The organism is Citrobacter sp. CK206, assembly GCF_030333125.1.
In the GTDB taxonomy this organism is placed as follows: domain Bacteria; phylum Pseudomonadota; class Gammaproteobacteria; order Enterobacterales; family Enterobacteriaceae; genus Citrobacter_B; species Citrobacter_B koseri.
The window spans coordinates 374,104-386,486 of the sequence record NZ_JAOWGM010000029.1; the positions used below are offsets into that span (position 1 = coordinate 374,104).

The window sequence follows — 12,383 nt, forward strand, 5'->3', positions numbered from 1 at the left end:
TTATTCCTCCCTCATGTCGGCAGGAACAAACTGCTCCGGCGTTTCACGGAAGCGTTCATAGTTAGCCTCTGACGAGAAGAACCAGGTCTTGCCGCCATAGCTGTATTTGTAATCGGCTGAGGTATTGGTCAACGTTGAACCATCGACCGGATCGGTCACCTTAATAGTCATGACCGTCGAGAAGTAGTTCACCCCTGTCGCCAGTTCTTTACCGGGGATCACCAGCTCTTTTTCATCATTGTGCCAGTTTTCAATCGGCACCGGGTTACAGCCACCGGCCTTGCCGATAGACGGAATAAAAATATGCACTCCGCAGGCGACGCAGATAACCTGATTGCCCTCCATGACATAACCCTGATCGCCGCACAGCAGGCAGGCGTCGAACACCACGCCAAAACGCAGCTTGTCGGGATAGCGGTTAATCACGAAGAAGCGCACCGCTTTGCCATCGTCCGCCACCCAGACGAAACGATGCAGTTTACCGTCACGAAGCTGTTCGACCGGCAGGCGCACCATGCCATCGCTCCCCAGCGTTACGGGCACGGCTTCAGAGAGTTGCGGCGGCTGCGAGGCCACTTTATCCCACCACAGCTGGCCTGCGATAACGACCACCGCGCAGCCGATTGTGACCAGCCACAGCCGTAAAGCATTGCGACGCTGCGCCAGCGCCAGACGGTGAGCGATCGGTTCTTCGGTTTCCCGCGTCTGTCGAAAAGCCCGCAACAGCGCCGGAAGCCAGCACAGCGCCAGGGCCAGCAGCAGCGCGGCTCCCGCCCAGTTATACAGCGCCGTGTTATTTGTGACTTTCGCCACGAAGCTCAGCAGTGATTTTCCCAGCGGAACAACCTGTAATTTCATCAGCAACAACAGCAGGTTGCCGCTCAGCGGCAGCCAGATCATCACCAGCAGAATCAGCGTTAACGGCCAGTACAGGCCGCGAATACGCCGCAGCAGCATCGCGCAGAGTACGCCCGCCAGACAGAGGATCGCAAAAGCGAGAACGACGGCCGTCAGGTTTAACAGCAGGTCAGTATTCAGCACATGCGTACTGGTCAGCCCGCCCAGATTAGGGTCCAGCGCCCAATGGCGGGCAGCGCCGAAAATCAGAATCCCCTGCCACAGATAGCGGATACGCGTTGAAGCCCACCAGAAACTGAGGACAAACAGCAGCGATACCATGACCTCCGCCCCAACCAGCAGCAGTTGTACCGGTTGGCTGCCGTGAATAAACAGTCCCGCCAGCACGCCGGCAATCAGCCCGGTCAGCAGCGTCCAGGTCAGTGGACGTAAAGAGGGAGGATCGTTTCGACTCCAGAGAACACCGGAAAGAAGCGCAATGCAGAAAAAGACCTGTAGCGTCGTGACGAAAAAGTAACTCATAACTTCGACTCTGTACGGCGGGTTGAATTAGGCGACGGGCATATGATCGGTCTGACCAACGCGCCAGAAGGGGGAATCCTCCAGGCGCGTTGGTTAGTCGGTTTTAGTTCAGACCGACATATTTAAACTCGTAGCTCACATCAAACGGTTTCCACCAGCGGCCTACGCCTGTTTCGCTGTCAGTATGGCGATGCATCCCGGCTTTTGACGGCGGTTCAATGTGGTAGGTCACTTTATAGTTGCCCACGCCCATCATTTTGATGTTCGCGCCATAGTGCGGGCCGTCGCTGGCAACCATCGGCATGAAGGTGCCTTCCTGTTTTTCGCCCGTGTCGTTGTTGACCAGGGTGTAGCTGATGGTCAGGTACGGGATCCATTCCCCTGCGCCAAAACCGTTTTTATTGCCTTCTACAGCGTGGATATCCGCTTCAAGGTGAACATCGGCTTTTGCTGCCGGTAAGCCCATGCCGCGCGGTTCCATATCAATCGGTTGCAGGTAAACGGCCGCCAGCTCCATTTCATTCATGGTGACAGGCTCGCCTGCCGGGTACTCTTTAAAAGCAAACGCGGCTGGCGCAGTGAAAATGCTGGCCATCACTGCGCTGGCAATCAGGGTTTTCTTCATGGTCATCAAACGTATCCTCTCGTCTAAAACAACGGCTATACAACGATTATGGGTTATTTTTTATCGTCTCCCCGGGAACCGCGCTTTTGCGCCGCATCACCCACAGCGCCACCAGCGCCGCGAGCAGCAATACGACCTGCGGTAACAACGTTTCCACGTAGGGATAAATCCCCAGCCAGCTGATTTCAGGGAAGCCGTTAATCAACGTAGGCTGGAACAGTTTGCCTTCCACCAGTTCCAGGACGCCTTTGCCCGCAAAGACGAAGGCCATCAGATACATGAAACTGCCGGTAAACATAAAGAAGGGTTTCAGCGGCAGGCGCACCACTGAGTAACGCATCACCAGCCAGGCGAGCAGCAGCACCACGCAGCCAATCACAAAACCGGCGCCAATCGCCATATGGCCGGACACCGTGTTTGCATCGCCAATCAGAGCGTAATAGAACAGCACCGTTTCCGCCCCTTCGCGGTAGACCGCCAGGAAGCTGGTCAGCCATAGTCCGACCAGGGAGCCTCGCGACAGGGAATGAGACAGTTTGCCTTCCAGCCAGGCTTTCCAGTGGCGCGCTTCCACTTTGGACAGCAGCCAGTAACTCATAAAGAACAGCATCACGACGGCAATCAGCATCGTTATGCCTTCCAGCAGTTCACGGCTGGCGCCGGAGTTAGTAAACAGCATCTGGAAGATAGCGGCGGTGATGACGCTGGCGATCAGCGCCACAATTACCGACTGACGAATAAGCGGCAGCTTATCCTGATGGTTGTTTTTCACCATGTAGGCCACGATTGCCGCCACAATCAGCAGCGCTTCCAGCCCCTCGCGCACGATGATCATCAGACTATAGAGCAGCAGACTCCACTGGGTTTCTTCGCCTTCGCCCAGCATCGTCACGGCTTTTTGCAGATCCTGCGCCAGCGCGCTGGCCTCCGCATTCAGGCGCTCAACCGGCTGACCGGCCTTCATCAGACTGACCAGGCGGGTAAAATACGCCTCCAGCGTGGTTTTAAATGCCGAATCGCGAGAGCCGATTTTGTTTTCCATGCCGCTGGCTTCGAAGCGGTCGAAGTAGGTATCCTGGATATCCAGAATTGCATTCTTCGCATCGCCGCCCTGATAGCGCGCTATCGCGTCCTGAATGCTCTGGTTAATTCCCGTCGTCACCTCAGCCCAGTCGGTGCGGTTATTTCCCTCGTCCGCCGCCGGAATGTTGTCTGCGCTTTGCGCTGCGGCAACCTGCTGATCGTCACGGGTGGTTGGCAAGCCGGGTAAGATATCCTCGATATCCTGTAGCAGCGTAGTGACCTGATAGGAGACATCGTTGAGATGGTCAGGTTGCGCGGTCAGCGCAATCAGGGATGAGAATTGTTGGTTAATGGCGGCGGCATCTTTTGCAGAACGGTTTTGTCTGAGGGACATCTCCATCTCAGAGTTCTTAAAGCCCTGATAGTGCGCCTGTTGAACGTGCTGACTGGCAACGCTGTAGTTCCCGGCCTGATATTCAGTGACCGCCTGCGCCAGCAGATCGTCGATCGTCCTGAAACTCTCCTGCCAGTGAACGGCAATGTCGTCCCTGGACAGCGCGTTGTGCTGCTCTTCGGCCACCAGACGATGTCCGCCATCCAGCACCGGTTCCACTTCGCGCAGTGCGGCTTTCAGCCAGTCAATGCGCGCCTGAACGTCAGCGAGCGGTTTTTTCTCGCCAATCATTCGACGGATCTCGCCGAATGCGCTCTCCATCTCGTAACTTTTGCGCGCGGAAATGTTGATGCGGATCGGCCCTTCCAGGTTCTCGAACACCTCGAAATAGGCCATTTGTACCGTGCGGCGCGCCTCGTCGGTATGCTGTTGCTGATAAAGTTCCGCTGTTTTATCAAGACGTTGCTCGATATCTTCAATCAAAGGCGCATAATTCGTCGACGCCCAGACACTCATGCTTATAAACAAGCCAAAGAGAGTAACCAACAAAGAGTTACGGAAGTTACGCACGTGCACACCGCCAAAGAATACAAATGATAATTATTATCATTATATCTTTTTGTCGCGTTGTACATGACCTGGATCATAAAAATGTCAGCAGACGACAAGTTATGTAAACTTATTTCATCAAATCGTGATGAACACACACATTATGCGTTGATAAAAGGGACGTTATCTCCCTGTTTTTCTCATGGAATTAACAACAAGGCAGGCGCGGTAACAGAGGAATAAATCCCCCTGCCGACAGTGATGTTATTCATTATCGGCAGGCAGAAATAAAACGCGTTATTGCGTACAGCAATATTCAAAGATTAAGGTTATTTCGATCGCTGGCAAGACGCTGTAAGAATTGACCATATCCCTGCGGCCCCATCCAGTAGTTAATACTTTTCTCAACGCCGGTTGATGTCAACGTCGCACCGGAAATCCCGTCAACGGTATATTCATCGGCATGTTCAGGTTTATCCTGTACTATTTTCAATGCAGGATGTCCGCTGTTATCTAATAATCGTTTCCCTGGCCACTGTTTGCGCCAGCTGGCGTCTTCCACCCGGGCCCCCAGAAACGGCGTTTCCCGTTGCTGATAATAATACAGATTTCTCACCGTACGACCGTCCAGCCCCAGAGCAAGAAACGCATGCATCATGGATTTCGCGCCCTTACCGGTAACTGGAATGATAACCTGCTGAATTTCATTATTTTTATCTTTCACAAAGAACACATCCGCCACCGTACAGCGCTGACGAACCTGCGCTGGGTCGCGTTCAGGGGCAAGTTTTTCACACTTCTGGCGCGCGGCGTCCGCGCTGCTGTCAGCCACCAGCTCGCCGGAATCTAAATTAACATGGCGTTGAATAATATAACGATGATAGAGCGTTTCGACTGATTTTTTATCCTGGGTCTCTGATTTCATCAGGCCCGCAGCGTGTAAAATCGCCGCCTGTTTTTCCTCCCCTGTCGGCTCCGTCATTTCTCCCTGGAACAGCATAAACCATGCTGCCGCCGCAACAAAAATAAGGACACAAAGCACCATCATTGATGCAACAATAATTTTACCCTTGCGCATTGAATTGTTATCCCTGTCAAAATGGAAATCGAAAAAATCACCTGAACGTATCACAGACTTTCATTCAATTAAAACAGATATGCCATTATCAATTCAGGTTTGCAACGTCAGGCAGCGGTAAAAAATAATAACTGGCGTCAGTAAAAAAGCAGTAAAAATAACAAAAAACACGCTCTCCGCTCGTTTTACACATCCTGACAATGGGTTAAAAAATGTCTGGTTTCCCCGGCACACTATCAAAATATGGCTGCCCGCCACAGACGTAACTTCATGCCCCAGTAGCTGGTCCAGCCGCTGGTCGTGGTTACCACCTGCCCCTTCGACACCACCACCAGCGTTGGCGTGACGCTGATTTCCCAGTTTCGTGATATCTCACCGCCGCTATCATTCACGACGGGGAACGTCACCCCTTTACGCGATAACCAGCGGGAAACCTCCCCGTCATTACCGGAACGCAGCGCGATGGTCATGACGTTCTCCCCTTCCGACTGCAAACGGGCGACATCCGGCGTAGTGAAACGGCAGATACCGCACCAGCTCGCCCAGAAGTAGAGCAGCACCGGGCGTTCTTCACTGATCGACGCCAGCGTTACGGTTTCCCCGTCCAGCGTATGCAGCGGCGTGCTGTCAAACATGGCTGGCATCTGCGGAGAACGCCAGACATCCAGCAGGATTATCACGCCAGCCAGCAGAACCAGTAAGATCGCGCCTTCACGCAGCCAGCGGCGCAGTTTACTGAGCATGGGCCACCGCCAGTTTTTCTTTCACCACCGCCTCAAGGGTCTCCCACGATACCGCGCCGGGGATCATCTCGTCGCCAATGATGGTTGCCGGCGTCCCCTGAACGCCAACCAGCCGGGCGAGTTGCAGATTGGTGCTCAACGTCTCCATGCTTTTCTCATCCAGCGTAACCAGCGTGGCGGCGGACTTTTCCTGCGCCTGTTTAATACTGGCGGCGGTGTGGTAGCCCTTTTTCTGCATCAGTTTCTCATGCAGCGCTAAAAACTGCTGCGGGTGCTCACGCCAGGTGGTTAACGCGGTACGCGCCGACAGTACCGAGCTTTCGCCCTTAAACGGCAGCGGCTTAATCACTACCGCGACCTGCGGATACTTTTGCACGATCTTCTCCAGCAACGGATCGAGCTGCTTGCAGTACGGGCAGTTGTAGTCCGTAAAGTTGACGAGCGTCAGCGTCGCCTTCTCCGCGCCTATCCGTGGGCTGGCAGGATCGTTAAACAGCGCTTCCTGGATCAGCGCTTCAATTTGCTTTTCCTGCTCCGGCGTAAACGGCGCGGGTTCTTTCGCCGCGCTCAGACCGGTAAACAGCGCTAACAGCATAATCATCAGATACTTCATGGCGTAACTCCTTTCGCATCGCGCAACGTTTGCAGCACCGCATCGCGCGTCAGCAGCGTGGGCAATGACTGACCCTGCGGTAAACCGGGGCCATAAATCTGGTTAAACGGCACAGCCACCTGGCCGCGTTTTTTCAAAAAGTTGGTGATGTCATCCGCAGGCAGCGTCCAGTCACCGCGCAATGCGACAACATCCGGCTGTTGCAGCGCATCCTGTATCTCTTTTCGCTGTAACACGTTGTACTTATTGACCTTGCAGGTAATGCACCACTCAGCGGTAACGTCAATGAATACGCGTTTGTGCTGCGCAAGCGCGTCCTGGATCGCCTGTTCGCTCAACGGCTGCCAGACGACGCGCTCTTTCGCCGGGCTGCTTGTCGCGTATCCCAGATGCGGCAACAGGAGCGTCGCCAGCCAGATTGCCGAACCGAGCATCATAACGCCCAGTACGCGCCGCAATCCGTTCATCCAGCGTCCGGGACGCGGCAGGCGCAGCGCCAGACCAGGGCGTAGCGCGACAAACAGCCACGGCAGACTCATTCCCACCCCGAGCGCCAGAAACAGCCCCCATAACACCGGGAAGGAGGCCGTCAACGCCACCGCAACGGCCGTCCCGAGAAACGGCGCGCTGCACGGCGTCGCCAGCAGCGTGGCAAACGCGCCCTGCCAGAAATGACCGGCCATCCCGTTGCCGCCGTGGGTGGCAAGTCGGGTTGTCATCGCGGAAGGCAGACGGAATTCAAACAGCCCGAACAGGCTGGCGCTGAAGATCAACATCACCAGCACCATAAACCCGATAAACCACGGGCTCTGGAACTGAATGCCCCACCCGAGCGCCTGATGGGTCAGCCGCAGAACGGTCATTAGCATCGCCAGCGCCATAAAAGAGGCAATAATCCCGGCAACCGACGCCAGAAACTGCCGCCGTATCCGCTGACGACTTTTCTCTTCGACGAGCAGAATCGAGCCGAGCTTCATCCCCAGTACGGGCAGCACGCAGGGCATCAGGTTGAGAATCAACCCACCCGCCAGCGCCATCAACATCACCTGCCAGAGCGGCAGTTCGGCGCTATCGGCCATTTTTGCCGTCGTACTGCCGATCGGCAGGGTGCTTTCCTGAGCCACGCCGTCATTCGCCAGTACCAGCGTGACCGTTTGACCACGCAAATCGGGCGCCCCTTCTCCCCAGCCGTCGCTGACAGGAACCGTCGCCAGCAGTTTTTCACCCTCAACACGCAGTTGCGGCTTGCCAAAATCAGCGTTATCAACGGCGTCGAGAAACAATGCTGGCGATGACCAGCCTCCGGCACGCGTGGCTTCAACCACCAGCGCACCAGGACGAGCGCCCACGCTGAGCGTCTGCGTCAGCCCCCGGGAGAGCGGGATCTGCCCCATCGCCTGGGCATAGTCATGCGCGAATGCCGAGTCATGCGCCGAAGGTTTGAGGGTAAAGGGGTAATCGGTCAACAGGCAGACATTGCTGCAAGTGGACAAGGTCAGCACACCGCTGAGCATCGCGGGTGACGGACCGCGAACCGTCATCGGGAAGGTCACGCGGTGGTGATAACCCTGAGTGGTCATACCGGCGACGTCAAAGCGCGACGGCGTCGGCCAGAACCAGTCAACCGCAGGCATATTTTCTTTCCAGGCAATGGCGGGCGCCACGCCCCCTTCCCCCGGCGAACGCCAGTAGGTTTTCCAGCCGTTTTCCAGTTTTACATCCAACAGTAACCGGGTTTCGCCTTCCGGGGACGTGTCCGCGCGCAGGCGGACGCTGGCATGGTCGTTATCCGGCGAGCGCAGCCAGCCGCTTTCTGCCGCCCACGAGACGGGCAGCCATAGCAATAACAGACAGCACAAAGTCTGCCTGAAAACAGTGATCATATTTTTTCTCCGTGAACAGGTAATTAACAGTCAGCAACGGCCAGACTGTCATTCACGGAATACGCAGAAGCGTAGATGGACTCTGAGTGTGGGAGGCGAGATTGCTCGCGGTGGAAAGAATGGCAGGCGTACGGCGCGTACGGGCGCCAGCAGGGACAATAACAGACACAGCGCGAGAATCGCCCCTTCAAACAGCACGGGCGGCGCGGCAAGCAATGATTTCGCGCTGAGTTCGCATGGCGTCACGGGCGAGGCATCATCAGCAGACGAGCTATCCGCCTGAGTGACGACCGCCGTCGCGGCTGGCGCCATCTGCAAGGCGTGCAGACCCGCCATGCGCTGCGCGGTGCAAACTATCACCACAACACATGCCAGGCAGAGGAACCACCATCCCAGTTGTTGACGTTTCGCCATGACATCCTCACTGATTGACGCGAGTTATCTTAGCCACTGACAAGGTTTTAGCAACCTTTGCGCTGTAAAGTTATGTCGGCGTCGCCCCGCTTATTACAGGCGAAACGCATTAGTTTTAATAATGATTTTGCTGTTTTCATACGCATCTTTCGGGTTTACCCTACACTTAACAACGATGACTTTTCCGGGGATTCCCTGCCGTATGTATTGATTTACGCGAGATAACGCTATGGAATTAAAGGATTATTACGCTATTATGGGCGTGAAACCGACGGACGATCTCAAGACTATCAAGACCGCCTACCGCCGACTGGCCCGCAAATACCATCCTGATGTCAGCAAAGAGCCTGATGCCGAAGCCCGCTTTAAAGAGGTGGCGGAAGCATGGGAAGTGCTGAGTGATGAACAGCGTCGCGCCGAATACGACCAGTTGTGGCAACACCGCAACGATCCGCAGTTCAACCGACAGTTCCAGCAGGGCGAAGGCCAGAGTTATAACGCCGAAGATTTTGACGACATTTTCTCGTCCATCTTTGGGCAACACGGCCGACAATCCCGCCAGCGTCAGGCGACGCGCGGCCACGATATTGAGATTGAAGTGGCGGTGTTCCTGGAGGAAACCCTTGCCGAACACAGCCGTACAATCAGCTATAACTTGCCGGTGTATAACGCGTTCGGTCTTGTGGAGCGTGAGATCCCTAAAACGCTGAATGTGAAGATTCCCGCAGGCGTTGGCAACGGACAGCGTATTCGTCTGAAAGGCCAGGGAACGCCGGGGGAAAACGGCGGGCCGAATGGCGATCTGTGGTTAGTGATTCATATCGCGCCGCATCCTCTGTTTGATATCGTCAATCAGGATCTGGAGATTGTGGTTCCTCTCGCCCCGTGGGAGGCCGCGCTGGGCGCGAAGGTCGCCGTACCAACGCTAAAAGAGAAGATTCTGCTGACCATCCCGCCAGGCAGTCAGGCCGGGCAGCGCCTGCGCATCAGAGGCAAAGGCCTGGTCAGCAAAAAACACACGGGCGATCTGTACGCTGTGATCAAAATCGTGATGCCGCCGAAACCCGACGACAGTGCCACAGCCCTGTGGCAGCAACTGGCGGACGCGCAGTCCTCCTTTGATCCACGCAAAGAGTGGGGGAAAGCATAATGGCTAACGTAACCGTCACCTTTACAATTACCGAATTTTGCCTGCATACCGGGGTTTCGGAGGAAGAGCTTAACGAAATTGTCGGGCTTGGGGTGATCGAGCCCTGCGAGAACGAAACCGCATCCTGGTTATTTGACGATCATGCGGCGATCGTCGTGCAGCGTGCTTTACGCTTGCGCCAGGAGCTGGCGCTGGACTGGCCGGGCATCGCAATGACGCTGACCTTGCTGGAAGAAAATGACCGGCTACGCCAGGAAAACCGCTTGCTGATACAGCGTCTTTCCCGCTTTATCAAACACCCATAAAATAATAAACGGGGGTTGGCACACTGCCCGCCCCCTTATTTTTATCACCGCGATACGGTAAAAAACTCTCATTAACGTCACAGGGAAGCTGCTGGCCGCAACGGTTAAGCCTTGCAGCCTTTTCCATTCTTTCGGCTGGTCACGCGACTTTCTTTTCTTGTTTCTGACGTTCCGCAAGAAAATCGCTCGCCGTAATCACCCTGCTCATCTCTACCTGAAGGCGGGCATTGTTTTCAGTTTCCCATACATCTACAGCAGTTTGCAGGTTCATCCAGAACTCTACAGAGGTATCGAAAACTTTAGACAGGCGAAAAGCCATGTCAGTCGTGAGTTTACGATTGTTGTTAACCAATGCGCTGGCGGTATTACGATGCACCTGCAACATTTCCGCGAGATCATTAATTTTGAGATCAAGCGGTTCCAGGTATTCATACAGAAGGATATCACCAACTGTCGTGGGTTTTCTGGTTGCCTGGTTCATGAGTTAGTCCATCCATTTTGAGGGCAATTAAGCCGCTGACTCGGCTTAACCTTGTACAAATGGCTAAGCCGATAGTTTCACGCTTGTTTAATACTCATGTGGATCAAGGTAGAGGTCTTGTGCCTTGCCGTTCACCCATTTGAATATCAAACGATATTGCTTGTTAACTCTTATCGAAGAATATTCCTGCAATTTACCTTCCAGTTCTTCGTATCTGTTACTCGGCGGTGACTTCAAATCCTTGTAGCTCACTGCCGCGTTTATGATATCGAGCTTACGGGCCAATGCTGAATGTATATCCGGGGGAATTTTCTTATGTGGTGCAGAGTACATAAAAAAATCATCCAGCCACTGGTCACGGAAGTCTTCAATACTGACAAGTTTCTTTGGCATTCCAGGTTGCCTTCCGTTTCCTCAGGACAGGATCATTGTAACGCACACACGCACTGTGCACAAGTGCATCCATTTTAACTCAACTCCAAAAGCAGACGCTCACAAAACTGCTCCATCATTATTATTCCGTGGCAAAAGCCGTTAATCCGATATAAATCAAATCCTGCCCCCGGGAACCGCCGTAGCATAGTGGCATTCTGAATACATGTTCACAGGGAAATAAAGATCATGGGTGGGATGAAAAGAACGCGCTGGCAGCGTCGACCAGGCACCATCGGCGGTAAATTGCCGTGGAATGACTGGCGAAATGCATCGACCTGGCGCAGGGCGACACAATTTCTGCTCCTGCTGATCAATATTTATATTGGCATCACATTCTATTTTTGGGTCCGGTATTACGAAACTGCCGCCGCCAGCGTTTACGTCCCCAGACCCGGTGGTATTGAAGGCTGGCTTCCTGTCGCCGGTTTGATGAACATCCGATACACCTGGGAAACCGGTCTGCTCCCTCCTGTTCACGCCGCCTCCATGCTGCTTCTGGTTGCATTTATCGTCATCAGCCTGCTGCTAAAAAAATCTTTTTGCTCATGGCTGTGTCCTGTTGGCGCGTTGTCAGAGCTGATCGGCAAACTCGGGGAAACGCTCTTTGGGCCGTCGATTACCCTGCCCCGCTGGCTGGATATTCCCCTGCGCAGTCTGAAATATCTGTTATTGAGCTTTTTTCTTTATATCGCGTTATCCATGCCTGCACAGGGTATTCAGATGTTCCTGATGTCAGCTTATGGCATTATTATCGACGTTAAAATGCTCGATTTTTTCCGCAATATTGGAACAACCACGCTTATCTGCGTCATATTTTTCGCCGTCGCCAGCTTATTTATTCGTCATTTCTGGTGTCGTTATCTGTGCCCTTACGGCGCTCTGCTTGGTCTGTTTTCGTTTTTTTCTCCCTTTAAAATCCGCCGCAATGCCGACAGCTGTATTGATTGTGGAAAGTGCGCTCAAAATTGTCCCTCCCGTATCCCGGTAGACAAGCTGATTCAGGTCAGAACCGTTGAATGCACAGGCTGCATGACCTGCGTGGAGTCCTGCCCGGTTGCCTCAACGCTCAACTTTTCACTACGCACGCCTTCTGGCGCGCCGGAAGGAAAACCCGAGGCGATAAAACCGTTATGGCGACAGGCCGCGCTCTCGGGCGTCGCCATGACAATATTGATACTCGGGATACTTTTTGCCGCTATCGCGATTGCGATGTATGCCGGCGCCTGGGATAGCCCGGTGCCGGAGCATCTTTACTTCCGCTTAATTCCCCAAGCGAGGATGATTGGGCATTAGTTAAGAAATAACGCGCC

At 54.2% G+C, this 12,383-nt stretch carries 13 protein-coding genes; 3 read left to right on the top strand and 10 right to left on the bottom strand.

The features are described 5' to 3' along the window. From OGX81_RS16770 to OGX81_RS16805, 8 genes are all read right to left on the bottom strand, one after another. The gene (locus tag OGX81_RS16770; RefSeq protein WP_000119836.1) at nucleotides 1-1,380 is read right to left on the bottom strand and encodes a Fe-S-containing protein; all 1,380 of its coding nucleotides are present in this window, start codon (nucleotides 1,378-1,380) and stop codon (nucleotides 1-3) included. A 103-nt stretch (nucleotides 1,381-1,483) separates the two neighbouring features. Further along, nucleotides 1,484-2,011, bottom strand: coding sequence for an iron transporter (locus OGX81_RS16775; protein ID WP_012132914.1), 528 nt, complete (start codon nucleotides 2,009-2,011; stop codon nucleotides 1,484-1,486). Nucleotides 2,012-2,051: 40 nt separating this feature from the next. Further along, nucleotides 2,052-3,938 carry an FTR1 family iron permease gene (locus OGX81_RS16780; protein WP_012132915.1) on the bottom strand — a complete coding sequence of 629 codons (1,887 nt, stop codon included), beginning with the start codon at nucleotides 3,936-3,938 and terminating at the stop codon, nucleotides 2,052-2,054. 349 nt (nucleotides 3,939-4,287) lie between these two features. Beyond that, entirely contained in the window at nucleotides 4,288-5,103 is an 816-nt protein-coding gene (locus OGX81_RS16785) for a Na(+)-translocating NADH-quinone reductase subunit C (RefSeq protein ID WP_104868812.1), read from the bottom strand. A 182-nt stretch (nucleotides 5,104-5,285) separates the two neighbouring features. Further along, nucleotides 5,286-5,792 (bottom strand): protein disulfide oxidoreductase, encoded by a 507-nt coding sequence (locus tag OGX81_RS16790; protein WP_104868813.1) that lies wholly within the window; start codon nucleotides 5,790-5,792, stop codon nucleotides 5,286-5,288. After that, nucleotides 5,782-6,405 (bottom strand): DsbA family protein, encoded by a 624-nt coding sequence (locus tag OGX81_RS16795; protein WP_104868814.1) that lies wholly within the window; start codon nucleotides 6,403-6,405, stop codon nucleotides 5,782-5,784. The genes OGX81_RS16790 and OGX81_RS16795 overlap by 11 nt, the downstream gene beginning before the upstream one ends. Next, on the bottom strand, nucleotides 6,402-8,288 hold the full coding sequence (locus OGX81_RS16800) for a cytochrome c biogenesis protein CcdA (RefSeq protein WP_104868815.1): 1,887 nt from the start codon (nucleotides 8,286-8,288) through the stop codon (nucleotides 6,402-6,404). Before OGX81_RS16800 ends, OGX81_RS16795 begins: the two co-directional genes overlap by 4 nt. A gap of 48 nt (nucleotides 8,289-8,336) precedes the next feature. Next, entirely contained in the window at nucleotides 8,337-8,702 is a 366-nt protein-coding gene (locus OGX81_RS16805; protein ID WP_047457658.1) for a hypothetical protein, read from the bottom strand. Between the two features lie 229 nt (nucleotides 8,703-8,931). Here OGX81_RS16805 and cbpA point away from each other — a divergent pair, with 229 nt between their 5' ends. Both cbpA and cbpM read left to right on the top strand, forming a co-directional pair. Continuing rightward, entirely contained in the window at nucleotides 8,932-9,852 is a 921-nt protein-coding gene (gene cbpA, locus OGX81_RS16810; protein ID WP_047457661.1) for a curved DNA-binding protein, read from the top strand. Then, nucleotides 9,852-10,157 carry a chaperone modulator CbpM gene (gene cbpM, locus OGX81_RS16815; protein WP_047457663.1) on the top strand — a complete coding sequence of 102 codons (306 nt, stop codon included), beginning with the start codon at nucleotides 9,852-9,854 and terminating at the stop codon, nucleotides 10,155-10,157. Before cbpA ends, cbpM begins: the two co-directional genes overlap by 1 nt. A gap of 139 nt (nucleotides 10,158-10,296) precedes the next feature. Here the strand turns inward: cbpM and OGX81_RS16820 are convergent, their stop codons facing one another. Both OGX81_RS16820 and OGX81_RS16825 read right to left on the bottom strand, forming a co-directional pair. Beyond that, nucleotides 10,297-10,638, bottom strand: a complete 342-nt coding sequence (locus OGX81_RS16820; protein ID WP_012132926.1) for a HigA family addiction module antitoxin — start codon at nucleotides 10,636-10,638, stop codon at nucleotides 10,297-10,299. A gap of 87 nt (nucleotides 10,639-10,725) precedes the next feature. Next, a complete protein-coding gene (locus OGX81_RS16825; RefSeq protein WP_286487618.1) occupies nucleotides 10,726-11,031 on the bottom strand; it encodes a type II toxin-antitoxin system RelE/ParE family toxin in 306 nt (101 codons plus the stop codon). Nucleotides 11,032-11,259: 228 nt separating this feature from the next. Here OGX81_RS16825 and OGX81_RS16830 point away from each other — a divergent pair, with 228 nt between their 5' ends. Further along, a complete protein-coding gene (locus OGX81_RS16830) occupies nucleotides 11,260-12,366 on the top strand; it encodes a 4Fe-4S binding protein (protein ID WP_104868816.1) in 1,107 nt (368 codons plus the stop codon). The last annotated feature ends 17 nt before the right edge of the window (nucleotides 12,367-12,383 follow it).